At 51.2% G+C, this 15,680-nt stretch carries 11 protein-coding genes and 3 pseudogenes; 6 read left to right on the top strand and 8 right to left on the bottom strand.

The window, feature by feature from the left end:
* Window positions 1-95: 95 nt before the first annotated feature.
* From DFR47_RS21210 to DFR47_RS21185, 6 genes and pseudogenes are all read right to left on the bottom strand, one after another.
* Window positions 96-562 (bottom strand): annotated as a pseudogene (locus tag DFR47_RS21210) (transposase); the annotation flags it as partial.
* A 199-nt stretch (window positions 563-761) separates the two neighbouring features.
* The gene (locus tag DFR47_RS21205) at window positions 762-1,700 is read right to left on the bottom strand and encodes an ornithine cyclodeaminase (RefSeq protein ID WP_113946507.1); all 939 of its coding nucleotides are present in this window, start codon (window positions 1,698-1,700) and stop codon (window positions 762-764) included.
* Between the two features lie 13 nt (window positions 1,701-1,713).
* On the bottom strand, window positions 1,714-2,988 hold the full coding sequence (locus tag DFR47_RS21200; RefSeq protein WP_113946506.1) for a TRAP transporter large permease: 1,275 nt from the start codon (window positions 2,986-2,988) through the stop codon (window positions 1,714-1,716).
* Complete coding sequence (locus tag DFR47_RS21195) at window positions 2,982-3,473, bottom strand: TRAP transporter small permease (protein ID WP_113946505.1); 492 nt, start codon at window positions 3,471-3,473, stop codon at window positions 2,982-2,984. Before DFR47_RS21195 ends, DFR47_RS21200 begins: the two co-directional genes overlap by 7 nt.
* Before the next feature lie 168 nt (window positions 3,474-3,641).
* Window positions 3,642-4,661: a TRAP transporter substrate-binding protein DctP gene (gene dctP, locus DFR47_RS21190; protein WP_113946504.1), complete on the bottom strand. Its 1,020-nt coding sequence runs from the start codon at window positions 4,659-4,661 to the stop codon at window positions 3,642-3,644.
* Between the two features lie 98 nt (window positions 4,662-4,759).
* Entirely contained in the window at window positions 4,760-5,761 is a 1,002-nt protein-coding gene (locus tag DFR47_RS21185) for an SIS domain-containing protein (protein ID WP_113946503.1), read from the bottom strand.
* A gap of 112 nt (window positions 5,762-5,873) precedes the next feature.
* Between DFR47_RS21185 and DFR47_RS21180 the strand changes: the two genes are divergently transcribed.
* The 5 genes and pseudogenes from DFR47_RS21180 to DFR47_RS21160 form a co-directional block, all read left to right on the top strand.
* Window positions 5,874-6,716, top strand: coding sequence for a PfkB family carbohydrate kinase (locus tag DFR47_RS21180; protein ID WP_113946502.1), 843 nt, complete (start codon window positions 5,874-5,876; stop codon window positions 6,714-6,716).
* Window positions 6,717-6,882: 166 nt separating this feature from the next.
* On the top strand, window positions 6,883-7,962 hold the full coding sequence (locus DFR47_RS21175; RefSeq protein WP_113946501.1) for a LacI family DNA-binding transcriptional regulator: 1,080 nt from the start codon (window positions 6,883-6,885) through the stop codon (window positions 7,960-7,962).
* Window positions 7,963-8,185: 223 nt separating this feature from the next.
* A pseudogene (locus tag DFR47_RS21170) lies at window positions 8,186-8,563 on the top strand (IS6 family transposase); the annotation flags it as partial.
* Between the two features lie 58 nt (window positions 8,564-8,621).
* Window positions 8,622-9,769, top strand: a protein-coding gene (locus DFR47_RS21165; protein WP_374788437.1) for an IS3 family transposase whose coding sequence is annotated in 2 segments (ribosomal slippage) — window positions 8,622-8,868 and window positions 8,868-9,769 — 1,149 coding nt in all. Because the reading frame shifts where the segments join, the coding sequence is not laid out codon by codon here.
* Window positions 9,770-9,794: 25 nt separating this feature from the next.
* Window positions 9,795-10,106 (top strand): annotated as a pseudogene (locus DFR47_RS21160) (DDE-type integrase/transposase/recombinase); the annotation flags it as partial.
* A gap of 590 nt (window positions 10,107-10,696) precedes the next feature.
* On the opposite strand, the gene DFR47_RS21155 reads toward DFR47_RS21160, so the two are convergent.
* Window positions 10,697-11,311: a recombinase family protein gene (locus DFR47_RS21155; protein WP_113946499.1), complete on the bottom strand. Its 615-nt coding sequence runs from the start codon at window positions 11,309-11,311 to the stop codon at window positions 10,697-10,699.
* Between the two features lie 126 nt (window positions 11,312-11,437).
* Between DFR47_RS21155 and DFR47_RS21150 the strand changes: the two genes are divergently transcribed.
* Window positions 11,438-14,323 (top strand): Tn3 family transposase, encoded by a 2,886-nt coding sequence (locus DFR47_RS21150; RefSeq protein WP_113946498.1) that lies wholly within the window; start codon window positions 11,438-11,440, stop codon window positions 14,321-14,323.
* 52 nt (window positions 14,324-14,375) lie between these two features.
* On the opposite strand, the gene DFR47_RS21145 is transcribed toward DFR47_RS21150, so the two are convergent.
* Complete coding sequence (locus DFR47_RS21145) at window positions 14,376-15,551, bottom strand: xanthine dehydrogenase family protein molybdopterin-binding subunit (protein WP_245416675.1); 1,176 nt, start codon at window positions 15,549-15,551, stop codon at window positions 14,376-14,378.
* Between the last annotated feature and the right edge of the window lie 129 nt (window positions 15,552-15,680).

Below are 15,680 nucleotides of genomic sequence, written 5' to 3'. Positions count from 1 at the left end.
TGGCGTTTGAAGTTGATATCTGGTGTTTGCATAACAGAAATTTACGCCCAATCCGACACGCAGGCAACCGCGAACCACTTAACGTGACAACACCGAAAACACAAACCGAAGCCCCAGTTCCTCTTTGTCCGTGTTAATCCGATTAACAGGTCAGCGATCTGCTCGTTATCATCGTTCAGCTTGCGACTGTAACGATAGCAAGTCTCGCTTACCGAAAAGGCGCGGCAAGCAAGCGCAATGCCAACCCCGTACCGCTTCACAGCCATAATCGCCATCTCTCGTCGCTCAGATGGTCCTGTTACTTTTTTCCAAGGGCTTCCTTCAAATGCTCGTTCTGCATGCTAAGCTCTGCAAACATTTTCTTCAGCCGGCGGTTCTCATCTTCCAGCGTCTTGGTCTGGGCAATCATTGATGCATCCATCCCGCCATAGTTAGAACGCCACTTGTAAAACGATGCGTTGCTCATCCCATGCTCCGGGCAAAGCTCGGCTACAGGCATACCACCCTCAGCTTGGCGTAGAATAGATAGAATTTGCGGCTCTTTAAATCTGGTCAGCTTCATAAAAATCTCCTCGTTTATTAAACCGAGAAAATTCTACTTTGAAATACCTTTAATTTCAGGGGGGATTACCTGTCCAGTACTTGCTATATTAGAATCTCCAAACGTTCTATCTCATCAATCACGTTGCGCTGACCAGTTGAATCCACCGAAGCTTTTATAAAATAATATAAACAAATAGTATGCGAGTTTACAATAGATTTTACTTTGTTTTCCGCGCCAGGAACTGTGCCGTGAAAAGATCAAGATGGCCGCCGCCGACATTTTTAAAGATTGTTATTTCATTGTCTGAATGGCGCGCATTTACGCGTTTGGTGCAAAGATCAAATAAATCACCCCGCACCGCATCCCAGCCCATTAGGCCCTGTTCGACTGGTTGGCAAAGATCACCGGCACCTTCCATATTTTGGCGGGTATCAACAAAAATACGGCCTTTGATCATGGCATCATTATCCGCTTCACGCATGGTTGGAAGATAAGCGCCAATAAGATCAAGATGGGCACCGGCTTTCAAATATTGTCCTTCAATCAGTGGTTTATCGGACATGGTCACACAGGAAATAATATCTGCGTTGCGTGTTGCCATTGGCAGATCACAGACAGCACGAACGGTGCGCGCTTGTGTTGACCAAAGCTTGGCCAAAGCTTCAGCCTTTGCAAAAGTGCGGTTCCAGATCAGCACTTGTTTGATTGATGGTCTTGCAGCGCAATGGGCCTGTAAAACATGGAGTGCAAGTCCGCCTGCCCCAACGATCAGCAGGGTTTCAGCATCCTCTCTGGCTAGCAAGCGGCAGCCAAGGCCGGAGACACCCGCAGTTTTGCGAAATGTCATTTCTGCGCCATCAGCTGCAAAATCCGGCGTGCCGGTTTTTGCATTAAACGCTACCACAACACCTTGAATTGACGGCTGAGCGGGTTCGAGCTTCAGATTGTCAGGAAACACCCCGACGAGTTTTACAGCAATGATTTCATTTTTTTGCCAGCCGACAAGGGCGACAAATTGATTATTGCCGTTGTCTGGTTCACTGCGGAGCATATGGGAACTGTCTGGCATACTGCCTAAGTGACATTGGCCCAAAGCTTCAATGAGATCATCATATTGCAAAAGCTGCTGGATGGTGGACCCATCAAAATATTTCATTGCAGGCTACCTGTCAGAAAAAAGCATTAGGGAGGAATGTTACAAGCGGAGGCACAAAGACAAGTGCAAGTAACACGAGTACCAGCGCTAAAAAGAAGGGCAGGAACTCAACAGTGAATTCTTCAATGCTGCATTTGGTAATGGAACATACAGTGTAGAGCACTGTGCCAACGGGCGGGGTGACTGAGCCAATGGTAGTATTAAACACCATGACAATCCCGAAATGCACCGGATCAATACCAAGATTATTAATCACCTCCAGCAAAAGCGGTGCCAGAATGATCAATAAAGCCAGGCCTTCAAGCACTGTTCCTAGCAGTAGCAAGGCAATATTTATGATGAGCAGCAGCAGATATTTATTATCTGTCAGGCTCAGCAAGCCCTGCAACATCGCCTGAGGCAGTTGCTCTAAAGCTAAGATCAGCGAGAAAACGGAAGCCGCCGCCATAATAAACATGACACCGGCAGTTGTATGGGCTGACTCTTTGAGCATGTCATAAATATGACTGAACTTAAAACCGCGATAGATGAACAGCCCGACAATCAGCGCATAGACGGCGGCGATCGCGCCGAGTTCTGTTGGTGTAAACCAGCCACCACGCAAACCGACCAGAAGCAGAACCGGCATGGCCAGAGCCCAAAGGGCCGAACGCGTCCGTGTCATGATTGCCGTTAGTGGTAGTCTCTTCTCACGCATCGCACCGTATCCACGTCTTTTGGAAACGATACGGACGGTCATCAGCATTGAAATAGTGATGAGCAGGGCAGGGACTACGCCGCCAATGAAGAGTTTACCAATAGATGTATTCGTAAGAAGACCATAAATAATCAGCCCGATACTTGGTGGCATGATTGGCGCTACGACACTGGATGAGGCACTGACAACGGAGGCAAAAGCATTGGAATAGCCTCTTTCGCGCATGATTGGCGCGATTGTGCGAGCTTCAATGGCAGCGTCTGCGTTGGAGGAGCCGGACATTGCCCCCAGAAACAGTGAATTCATTACAGCAACTTGTGCGAGACCACCACGCCAGTGACCAACCATGCCTTCTGCTAAATCATAAAGCCTGTGGGCAATACCGCCGCGCGCCATTGCCGCGCCGGTAAAGATAAAAAACGGCACCGCTAATAGCGGGAAAGATTCCAGAGATGACGCAAGCCGTTGAGCAACAATACTGCCCATCATGGGGTTCATTGCAAAATACGCAACGGATGAGCCTAAGAGCACAAAGGCAATCGGAACACCGAGGATAAGCAAAAAGAAGAATAAAAAACCGGTAATCAGCATGAGGATTCCCCCTCTTTGCTAGCAGACACCTTGCTAAGCTCCATGATCTGTTTGACCTGGATCAGAGCTATGACGGCAAATGAGAACAGCAGCATTGCGGAGACAATCCATTTTGGCCAACCAAGGGCCAGAAACTTGCTAAATCGTGCTGTCATGATTTGGTTATAGGCCGCATTGATGACAAAGCAGCTGATCAAAATGACAATGCTATGCGATAAGATATAGGCGGGTTTCTTCAGAGCAGCCGGCAGTTTTGCTACAAAGAAAGCAACGCCGAATAATTGGTTCATTGCTGCCACCCCTGTCAGGCCGAGCCAGACAACAGCTGAAAAAGCCAATATCGAAATATCATGCGCAATATGAAACGGCATTCCGAGCACTGTGCGGGCAAAAACGTTAATTGTTACGACGATTAAAACAACAGCCAGGCAGCAAGCAGGCAGTACTGAGCCGACAAATTGTGTGATCCTATCCAGCCATGGCATGAGCAGTTCTTCCTTGAGCGGTAAGCAGCGTGAACCGTGCCTGGTAATTTACGCAATGTGCATTTTGGAGATGCGACAAAGGCATGCCAGACTACAGAAGTGATACCGGAATTGTTCCCGCAATAAACCGGTGTTTGCTGCTTGCAATTTATTTATTGGCCTACATTGTTAGTCCGTGCTGGTTGCAGCGGCGCGCATTTTCTTGTGCAATTCTTCTGACCAGTCAGAGAAATTGATATAAAAACCTGCTGTTGCCTGACGATATGCATCAATATTGGCCTCGTGGAATGTGACACCTTCCGCTTCAAATTCTTCGCGAATTTCATCACCAAGATCTTCGGAAAGCTTGGTCAGCTCCTGTCCGCCTTTTTTAAACTCTTCCAGCATAATGGCTTGATCGGCTTCGGTTAAATTCTCGAAGACATTCTCGCTCATCACCCAGCCGGTGAAGAGATTGAAATGGCCCGTTGTAGTGATGTGCTTGGCAGGCTCATACCAGCGCGAGCTACGAAGACCGGTCAGCGGCGCTTCCGCAGCCGTGACCACCCCTTGTGAGAGCGCAGAATAAACTTCACCGGCTTCCACGGACGTTGCCACAACCTGTAAAGGATCAAAGGTTTTAATCCATGTCTCAACAGGCGGTACACGCATCAAAACGCCTTTGAGGTCTCCCGGCTCTGTATAGGCTTTATCGCCGATCATATGACGGGCACCATCAAACCAGTTGATCGCCAGAACGCGGATACCGGCATTTTCTGCAAGTTTGTCGTAAAGCTCGCTGAGCAATGGTGAGTTTGCCAGTCTTTCCGCTTCTTGATTATTCGCGGTCAAAAACGGACCTTCGAGAATAGAGAATTCCGGCACACCAAAATCAGCCATCGCTGATGCCGATACAAAGCCAATGACTGGTTGGCCTTGGCTGGCTTGCTCGATTGTATCATTGGTGGTGCCTAATTGGCCGGACGGAAACATCTGGAATGTGATGCGTCCATCGGTACGCTCGGTAATGCGTTCGGCAACCTGATTGGCGACAACAAAAGATTCAGTTGTTGCCGGATTTACCGATGCAATACGCAAGACAACATTGTCGGCCTGAGCGGCCACAATGCTCATCAATGAGCCAGCCGCCAATGCTGCCAATCCGTATAATTTGTTTCTAACGCATGATTTAGCTGGAAACTTATCCATAAGCTCCTCCCGAAAGCTTCGTTTTTGGCTGGAAACCGGCATGCCTCCTCGCTTGCCGGTTTCTTTAGTTCTCGTGCTTTACCAATATTGATCAGATATTAGTAATCATAAATTTTCTTCATATAGCGGCGACCATCCAGCATGATCTGACCACGCAGCTCAGCAAGCTGGTAGATGAATACCCACAAAGCATCGAAGAAGATCAATGGTACGAGATAACCCTGGAATTCTTTTTCAAGTCCGCTCAAATCCAGCTTGGCGGCATCGAGCACCATGATGTTTTTCTCATTGCCGAAACGGCAGAGGAATTCGCGATTGCGTTCTTCAAGACGACGGGTTTCATCCATACCGATGAGGGAGACAAAGCAAGTATCCTGATCAACAACCTCAAAAGGTCCGTGGAAAAACTCATTGGCGTGAATGGCTTGCGAATTGATCCACTGCATTTCCATCAAGACACAAATGGCGAAGGAATAGGCCGCGCCATAGTTGCAACCACTGCCGGTGGTGTAAATCACGTTTTTATCGTGAAAACGCTGCGCAAATTCCGCAAATATCGGGGCGAAAGCCTGTTTTGCGGCTGCTGTTGCTGCTGGCAAATTACCCAGACTTGTCAGCAGCTTGCCGGTGAGGTCTTTGCCTTCACGTTGCAATAAGAGGCTGCTGAGAACCATATAAAGCACGGCATAATTGCTCTCATAAGGATCAATATCGAGACCTGTTGTATAAGGCGCATTGTAATTGAGAACGAACTCACCTGCCTGAGCCAAAGCTGAATTTGCATCCAGTGTCATCACAATTGTGGTCGCGCCCTGTTCGCGGGCAAATTTTGCAGCTGCGACCGTTTCGCGCGTGGTACCTGTTTGCGAGCAAAGGATTACCAGTGCTTTCGGCCCGAGCTTGCGTGGCTTGCGGCAGATAAACTCATCCGCATTATACATATCGCTGTCGATGCTTTTGAAATGTGTATCGCAGAAATATTTGCCTGGATACATGATGGAAAGCGAGCCGCCGCAAGCGACCAGAAAAATATTGCTAAACTCTCTGTCTTTGATCGCTGCAATGGTCTGTTGGACATCGCTATTAATCTCGGCCCGCATAGTCTTTCACTCCCGTATATCCATAGTTCAATTGATGGACTGCTGTCATTTGTTGACAATGTGAGTTTATTGTGGGAACGTTATCACAAATTGTCAAGAGGAAAGAAATGAAATGGTGCGCATAGCAGCAATTGGGGACAATGATGTTGATTGCTATCTTTCAACAGGACAGATGTATCCGGGGGGGAATTGCTTGAATGTTGCTGTCATGGCGCAGAGGCTTGGTGCTGATGCTGCCTATATTGGCGCTGTTGCGGATGATGCTGCGGGCAGGCTGATACAGGAGGTTCTGGCGCATGAGAAAGTTTCCAGCGAGCACCTTCGCATTGAAGAGGGAATGACAGCCTATTGTGTGATTGATCATAAAGACTCAGATCGTATCTTTGTCACTTATGATCTGGGCGTGTCGCATTTCACACCTTCACAGGCTGATATTGATTATCTAGCGCAATTTGATGCCGCCCATATTGGTCATACCAGCGGTTTGGATGAATATGTATCTGAATTTGCTAGTAAAACTAGAATTTCTTATGATTTTTCAATTCATGCTTCGGACGCGCTGATTGAGAAAATGGCACCCTTTATCTGGTTTGCGACTGTATCAGCGGGTGATGTTGCTGAAGATGAAGCCAAGGATCTCATGGATAAAATACAGTATCATGGCGTAGAATGGGTGATGGCAACGCGTGGTTCTGAGGGAGCCTGGTTGCGCCATGGTGAAAAAACATGGGCTGTAAAGCCGGTTCAAGTTGAGGTTGTCGATACGCTTGGGGCAGGTGATACAATGATCACACGTGTGCTGATTGGTTTGCTGAAAGGAGAAGATCCGCTACTCGCTCTGACAGAGGCGGCTTTTGCTGCCGCGCAAACCTGCACCTATTACGGCGCTATCGGACATGGAAAAGTGATTGATATTCCGGTTTCTTTGGCTGATATAAAACCAGTCATTATATGAGTTAGGCTGCTATGCATTAAATCACTCACTCTATGATAGCGATTTCATACAAGTTAAAGAGCCGATTAATCTCGCTTTTTAATGTTATCGATACACTATATAGATGGATATCATTCGTTTTATAAAGCTTATGGCTGATCCGTTGGTTTTGTCATGAAGAGGGATAATGGCTAAGAAACCCACGATTACTAATGTTGCACGTTTGGCTGGTGTCAGCACCGCTACGACGGGGCGTGTGCTTGGCGGCTATGGTTATAGCAGTCAGGATGTACGGGACCGCGTTTTTGCGAGCGCTGAACAATTGGGCTATACACCCAACCAGTTGGCCAGAAGCCTCATTACAGGCACAACACGAACGATAGGTGTAGTGGCGGGCGATATTCAGAGCCCTTTTTATGCTAGTGTATTGCGTGGCATCTATAATGTTGCGCGTCTGGAAGGTTTTGGCCTTCTGGTAACCGGCAGTGATGAATTATTAAAGCAAGAAATCGAATCTGTTGAGCTTTTATTGGCAAAACAAGTTGATGGTTTAATCATTGCGCCCTTGGATTTACGCGATGCACAGCATTTACGTAAAGTGATGGATAGCGGCAAGCCTATCGTACAAATCGACCGTATTATTGAAGGGTTTAACGCTGATTATGTCGTGGTTGATAATTTCAAAGCGTCTTATGAGGCAACTTTAAGCCTGATCAAGGCTGGGCACAGATCTATTGGTGTGGTTGCTGAGCTTGAACATTCGAACGGCAAGGGGATTGAGGAATTTATTGCCGCAGCCAGATTGGGTACGGTTGATCCTCAGTATTTATTCCCGAGTTGGCAGCGAGTTTATGGCTATTTGCGTGCTATGTTGCAAAGCGGTTGTGAAATCAATCCGGATCATATTTGCCGTGTCGGTGAATATTCAGTGACCGCAGGGCAGAGCCGTGTTGAAGAAATGATGACACAATCCATTCACCCAACGGCAGTTTTCTCGACAGGTGGCCTGTTGTCAGTTGCGGTGATGCATGTATTAGATAAACTTAACTTGTCGATTCCTGATGATTTATCTTTAGTCTGTTTCGATGATCTGGATTGGTTCAGCTTTAATAAGCCGCAAATCAGTGCCATTAAACAGCCAACAATTGAGATGGGTGAAGAAGCGGCTCGATTAATATTCAATCGAATGAAGAATACGGCCGAACCACAGCAGGGGGTTCAACTGAAGACAACATTTATAAACCGTTTTTCCACCCGTAACATATAAAATATCTTGTGAATAATAATCTTAGCATCGGTACAGGCCTAACTTATTTTTAGGCTAACATGTTTTTATTAGTTTTCCGGTGTTGTCACGTCAAGCGGTTTAAGGTTGCCTACGTGTCGGGTTGGACATAAATCTCTGTGATGCAAACACCAGGGCACTGTAACCTTAATTTTGGAGTAAACTTAATCGGCGATAAAGAGGGATGACCTAAGTATGCGCAGCTCTTTACCATTGCCATCGTTTTCCAGCTGAGATCATCGCTCAAGCTGTGTGGTTATATTTTCGTTTTCCCTTGAGCTTTCGCATGGTTGAAGACATGCTGGCCTACCGCGGGATCATTGTTACCCACAAAACGATCCGCGAATGGGCTGAGAAGTTTGGACGAGATTATGCCAACAAAATCCGTCGGAGCACCCCGCGTCTTGGTGACAAAGGGCACCTGGATGAGGTTGTCGTTACGATTAAAGGCGAACGCCATTTTCTGTGGCGTGCCGTTGATGAAGATGGTTTTGTGCTTGAAGTTCTCGTACAAAAACGCCGCAATACCAAGGCGGCCAAGCGGTTTATTCGTAAACTCTTGTCAGGCCAGGCCGCATCACCTGAATAGCCCCTAGATTTGTAGACACCTTGTGACTTAAAAAAGAGGCAAGGAGCTTACGATGGGTAAAGCTAATTTCACCGACGAATTCAAACTTGATGCTATTAAACAGATTACTGAGCGCGGTTATTCCGTAGCAGATGTTTCGCGTCGCTTGGGCGTAAGCACACATTCCCTTTATAGCTGGATGAAGCGCTACAACGCCCCTGAGAAAGCAGCTGCTCAGGATGATCAATTGTCAGAGATCAGGCGCTTGAAGCAAGAGCTTGCTCGTGTCACCGAGGAGCGTGACATACTAAAAAAAGCCACCGCGTACTTCGCCAAGGATGCAAAATGAAGTACGCGTTTATCAAGGCGCATCGTGTTCTATTCAATGTGCGTGCCATGTGCCGCATGCTTAATGTCCATCCGAGCGGATTTTATGCATGGATGACGCAGCCTTTAAGTCACCGTGCAACTGAAGATATCCGGCAGACAGCACTGATCAAAGATGCATGGCATGACAGCGGTAAGGTCTACGGATACCGCAAATTACACGATGATCTGCGAGATCAGGGTGAGACCTGCTGTCCAAACCGAGTTGCGAGACTGGCCAAGCTGGCAGGTATCAAAGCTCAGATTGGTTATAAGAGCCGCTCCGGTAAATATGGTGGCAAACCCTCTATAGTTATAGATAACACTCTGGATCGCCAGTTCGACGTGAACATGCCTGATAAGGTTTGGGTCACAGATATTACCTATATCAAGACATATGAAGGGTTTTCCTACCTGGCTGTTGTCATCGACCTGTTTTCTCGACGCGTTGTCGGGTGGTCAATGCAATCGCGCCAAACTACAGACCTGGTCTTACAGGCTTTGTTGATGGCCGTGTGGCGACGAAAACCAAAAGAGCGGGTCATGATACATTCAGATCAGGGCTCCCAGTTTACAAGTATGGACTGGGCTTCATTCCTAAAACAACATAATCTTGAGCACAGCATGAGCCGCCGTGGGAATTGTCACGATAATGCTGTAGCTGAGAGCTTTTTTAAAATGCTGAAGCGAGAGCGCGTTCGGCGCAAAACATACAGAACTCGAGCTGAAGCAAGGCAAGACGTATTTGATTACATTGAGATGTTTTATAACCCGCAGCGCAAACACGTTAGAAATGGTATGCTGTCACCAGCACACTTTGAACAGAACCACAAACTGAAGACGAAGAGTGTCTAATAAACTCGCGGCTATTCAACCGCGTGTTATGGTGACTGATAAGCTTGGCTCTTATGGAGCCGCTAACCGGGAGATTGGGCTCACAGCCTGTGATCATCGCCAGCATAAAGGTTTGAACAATCGGGCCGAGAATTCCCATCAGCCGATACGTCGTCGAGAGCGGGTTATGAAGCGTTTCAAGTCCGCACGACATCTGCAACGCTTTACATCCATTCACGACCCGATCTACAATCTTTACCACTTTCCTCGCAACCAACTCACTTCATCTGACCATCGTCAACTGCGCCAGGCTACCAACACCATTTGGCGTGAAATCGCACGCCCGAAAGCCGCATAATAACAACCGCATATATCGAAATGCGTCTGCGCGTAAGTTAAGGTTACAGTGCGATCCTGCAGCCCCTCAAAAAGACGACGGCCGGTGCGCCGACGCTGACGAGGCAATTTAATGTCCTCTTCAAGCCACGCAGTCAGCTGATCCTCAAACGCACCAAGCCGAGGTGAAACCGCTTGCTGACGTTGATAGGGTCGGTCCTACGTCACATCCAGTTACTTGCGCACCGTTGGCCGCGAGAGATCCATATCACTTGCAATGGCAGAAACCGTCTGACCCTGCACCAAATGCCGACGGCGAATTTCGTAGATAATGTCTATGTGAAACACTCCAGAGAACTCCGACCAAAGCGCAGGAGAATGACATACTGGGATGGAAACTTTTCAACGCTGTTTCCAACCAGAATCTGGAAACTTTTGCACGCTGTTTGACACTCGCGGACAACATCAGGGCCAGCGGTCATATCGTGCCGCATAAACAGGCCGGAGACATGACTGCACCTGACCCGCAAAGCTATAACATCACCAAAATCATATTGCCAAACGGGCGCCATCCAGACATGACAGGGGTCGTTTGCGGGAGGGGGCGAAATCCTACGCTAAGCCAAGAACGCGCTTCCCATAGTCCCTGAGTTCGCCTTTTGGGCCGACGTAGCGATAGAGAGTGACGCGCTCGATCCCGAGTTCCTTGCACAGATCGGAAACGGAAGTATCGCGCTGTGCCATGGCCGCCTGGGCGAGACGCACCTGTGCCTTGGTCAGGGCGAATTTTCGGCCGCCTTTGCGACCGCGCGCTCTTGCGGCGGCGAGGCCAGCCATGGTCCGTTCGCGGATCAGGTCACGCTCGAACTCGGCCAGAGTGGCGAAGATACCGAACACCATGCGGCCGGATGCGGTGGTGGTGTCGATCTGGGCGCCCTTTCCGGTCAGCACCCGCAGGCCGATATTGCGATCCGACAGATCCTTCACCGTGTTGACCAGGTGAGCGAGCGATCGCCCGAGGCGGTCGAGCTTCCAGACCACCAGCACATCGCCGTCGCGCAGGGATTTCAGGCAGGCGGCCAGTCCGGGCCGATCGTCGCGGCCGCCGGAAGCTCGATCCTCATAGATATTGTCCTGTTCGACGCCGGCGGCGCGCAGGTCGTCGTGCTGCAGATCGAGGGACTGGGAGCCATCGGCTTTGGAGATGCGAGCGTATCCGATCAGCATGTTTCTTAAACGGTGGTTTGAGGGGGGGGCGCTGGCCACGAATGATTTGTTCGCTGGAAATGTATCTCAACCAGCTTCATAAACAAAGCGTCTTGAACATCATCGGATTTTGAAAAAGGAACATGGATGCCGCGTCGCGTCACTCTAACCGATCGGCAGAAGGACGCGCTGTTGCGCCTGCCGACCTCGCAGGCGGATTTGCTCAAGCACTATACGCTGAGTGATGAAGACCTTGGACACATCAGGCTGCGCCGACGCGCTCACAACAGGTTCGGCTTCGCCCTGCAATTGTGCGTCCTGCGCTATCCCGGCCGGGTGCTGGCTCCGGGCGAACTGATCCCAGCAGAGATCGTCGAATTCATCGGAGCACAGCTCGGCCTGCTTGCCGACGATCTCGTTGACTACGCCGCCCGCGAGGAAACGCGGCACGAGCATCTTTCCGAACTGCGGGCGCTCTACGGATTCCGCACCTTCTCCGGACGTGGTGCGCGCGAGCTGAAGGATTGGCTGTTTCGGGAAGCCGAGATGGCGGTGTCAAACGAAGATATCGCCCGTCGCTTCGTGGCGGAGTGCCGACGCACCCGCACGGTTCTTCCTGCAACATCGACGATCGAGCGGCTTTGCGCCACGGCCCTGGTCGATGCCGAGCGGCGGATCGAGACGAGGATCGCCAGTCGGCTGTCCGTGCCCATCCGGGAACAGTTGCTGGCATTGCTCGAGGAGACGGCCGACGATCGGGTGACCCGCTTCGTGTGGCTGCGTCAGTTCGAGCCGGGCTCGAACTCTTCGTCAGCCAACCGGCTGCTCGACCGGCTCGAATACCTGCAACGTATCGATCTCCCCGAGGAACTGCTGGCCGGTGTTCCTGCTCATCGGATGACACGCCTGCGCAGGCAAGGCGAACGGTACTATGCCGACGGCATGCGCGATCTTCCGGAAGACAGGCGGCTTGCGATTCTGGCCGTTTGCGCGTCGGAATGGCAAGCGATGCTCGCTGACGCCGTGGTCGAAACCCATGACCGGATCGTCGGCAGGCTCTACCGGGCATCGGAGCGCATTTGCCAAGCGAAAGTCGCCGACGAAGCGAACGCGGTGCGCGACACCTTAAAATCCTTCGCCGAAATCGGCGGCGCTCTGGTCGACGCACAGGATGATGGCCAGCCGCTGGGCGACGTCATCGCGAGCGGATCAGGGTGGGACGGCTTCAAGACCCTTGTTGCAATGGCAACCCGGCTGACCGCCACCATGGCGGACGATCCTCTCAATCATGTACTCGACGGTTATCATCGGTTCCGGCGGTACGCTCCGCGCATGTTGCGCCTGCTCGATCTGCGGGCTGCGCCGATCGCGCTCCCGCTTCTCGAAGCGGTGATGGCTTTGCGTACTGGCTTGAACGATGCCGCACATACCGGCTTCCTTCGGCCCAGCTCGAAATGGCATCGCCATCTTCGTGCCCAGGCGGTCGGCGACACTCGCCTCTGGGAGATAGCGGTGCTGTTCCATCTGCGCGATGCCTTCCGATCCGGAGATATTTGGTTGGCCCGATCCCGGCGCTATGGCGACCTGAAGCATGCGCTCGTTCCGGCGCAGGCTGTCGCGGAAGGCGGTCGTCTCGCCGTGCCATTGCGGCCGCAAGAATGGCTGGCGGATCGGCAAGCTCGCCTCGATATCCGGTTACGCGAACTGGGCCGCGCCGCGCGCACCGGCACGATTCCCGGCGGGTCGATCGAAAACGGCGTTCTGCATATCGAGAAGCTCGAAGCTGCCGTACCGACCGGCGCCGAAGATCTGGTGCTCGATCTCTACAAGCAGATCCCGCCCACGCGGATCACCGATCTCCTGCTGGAGGTGGATGCAGCGACCGGCTTCACCGAAGCGTTCACGCATCTGCGCACCGGAGCGCCCTGCGCCGACCGGATCGGGCTGATGAACGTCATCCTTGCGGAAGGGATCAACCTCGGCCTGCGCAAGATGGCCGACGCGACGAACACGCACACCTTCTGGGAGTTGATCCGCATTGGACGGTGGCATGTCGAGGGCGAAGCTTACGACCGGGCGCTGGCCATGGTGGTCGAGGCGCAAGCGGCGCTACCAATGGCCCGGTTCTGGGGCATGGGCGCCTCCGCTTCGAGCGATGGGCAATTCTTCGCCGCTACGGAACAAGGCGAGGCCATGAACCTGGTCAACGCGAAATACGGCAATACCCCGGGTCTGAAAGCCTATAGCCACGTCTCGGACCAATATGCGCCGTTCGCGACCCAGGTGATTCCTGCGACGGCGAGCGAAGCTCCCTACATCCTCGACGGCCTGCTCATGAACGATGCCGGCCGCCATATTCGCGAGCAGTTCGCCGATACAGGCGGCTTCACCGATCACGTCTTTGCCGCATGCGCCATTCTCGGCTACCGGTTTGCCCCTCGCATCCGGGATCTGCCGTCCAAGCGACTCTATGCGTTCAATCCATCGGCCGCGCCGGCCCACTTGCGGGCCATGATCGGCGGCAAAATCAATCAGGCCATGATCGAGCGCAACTGGCCCGATATCCTGCGCATCGCCGCCACCATTGCAGCCGGAGGCATCGCGCCTAGCCAGATTTTGCGCAAGCTCGCCTCCTATCCGCGGCAGAATGAACTGGCCACAGCTCTGCGGGAAGTAGGCCGCGTCGAGCGGACGCTGTTCATGATCGACTGGATTCTGGACGCCGATCTCCAACGCCGCGCCCAGATCGGGCTCAACAAGGGCGAGGCCCATCACGCGCTGAAACGAGCCATCAGCTTCCATCGCCGGGGTGAAATCCGCGACCGTTCCGCCGAAGGCCAGCATTACCGGATCGCCGGCATGAACCTGCTCGCCGCCATCATCATCTTCTGGAACACCATGAAGCTCGGCGAAGTCGTCGCCAACCAGAAACGCGATGGAAAGCCGCTGTCGCCCGATCTCTTGGCCCATGTCTCGCCGCTGGGATGGGAGCATATCAACCTCACCGGCGAATATCGGTGGCCAAAGCCTTAGCGTAGGATTCCGCCCCCTCCCGCAAACGACCCCATGACAGCACCGGCCGAGCTCATATGTGTAATCTTTCTCCTGTCCTTAATGAAAATGAAAAAGGTACAGAACGGGCTCTTCGACCCGTGGCGTTAAATAATGCATTTCCTATTGCCGCAGAAAGCCCCGGCAAGCCGATTTCACCTAGACCACGTGCTCCGTCGTCACCCATTGAAAAATCCGGTTTATTGATGAACTTAACTTCGACTTCAGGAATATCCGCATGTACAGGCACAGCATAATCGGCCAGGTTATCCGTTAAAAGCTTATGAGTAGAAGGATGACGTATACCTTCTTCCATCAAAGCCATTCCGATCCCGAAAACTACACCACCACGAATTTGACTGGCGGCAAGTAGAGGATTAAAAATTCGACCACAATCTAGGACACTAACCACACGCGTCACGCGAAGAAGACGAATTCGTTCATCTAGCTCTACTTCAACAAAATGTGCACCAAATGAATAAAAGCTTAGTTTTCCCTCGTCTTTACGCGCACCAGAGCTACCTTCTACTTCAATTTCAAACTTACCAAGTGATCTAAGCCGTTCTTGCATAGAAATATTTTTGCCTTCGATGCCCAGCTGCTCTAATAATTTTCGGCAAGCTACGGCTGCTGCTGGCATTACGCTTGATGTTGATTTTGATCTTCCAGCAGTGGGCGCATAAGGGAATTGAGTATCGCCTAGATGAACCTCTATGTGATCAAGCTCCAACCCAAGTTCGCTTGCAACTTTTTGCGCCAAAATTGTACGCATACCTGTGCCGATATCGGTTGCCGATGTTGCAACCAGCAACGCTCCTTCACGGCGCAAACGCAGCTTTACAGTAGCAGGTAAAAGGGGCGCCGGATAAGCGGTCGTCGCCATTCCCATCCCAATCATACGACCATTGCGCAAGGTTTGAGCCGGCACGTCATTGCGCTTTGACCAGCCAAATGCATCTGCCCCTTCAATATAACAATCGCGCAAATAGTTAGACGACCAAGGCCGGTTATGAGAAAAATCTTTTTCCGCATAATTGCGTAACCGCAAATCAAGAGGGTCGATCTGTAAAGAATGTGCCAGCTCATCTAGCGCGGTTTCAAGTGCGAATGATCCTGGAGTTTCCCCTGGAGCGCGAAAAGGCGTAGGGGTGGGAATAGGGAAGCGCTGTACATGATGAGATACTGTGATCTTTTTGGCGGCGTAGAGCATTAGAGGGTGTTGTCACGTTAAGTTTGCGATGCCCCGAATGCGGGCGGATTTCTGAATTTTCAGACGAGGCAGGCTGCAATTTTCCATACGTCGAATGCTTCGAGGCGATGGTAACGAATTGTTTGTGCG

Source organism: Pseudochrobactrum asaccharolyticum (assembly GCF_003314995.1).
GTDB lineage: Bacteria > Pseudomonadota > Alphaproteobacteria > Rhizobiales > Rhizobiaceae > Pseudochrobactrum > Pseudochrobactrum asaccharolyticum.
Note: the sequence above shows the minus strand (reverse complement) of the source record. Positions and strands in the feature narration are given on the sequence as shown.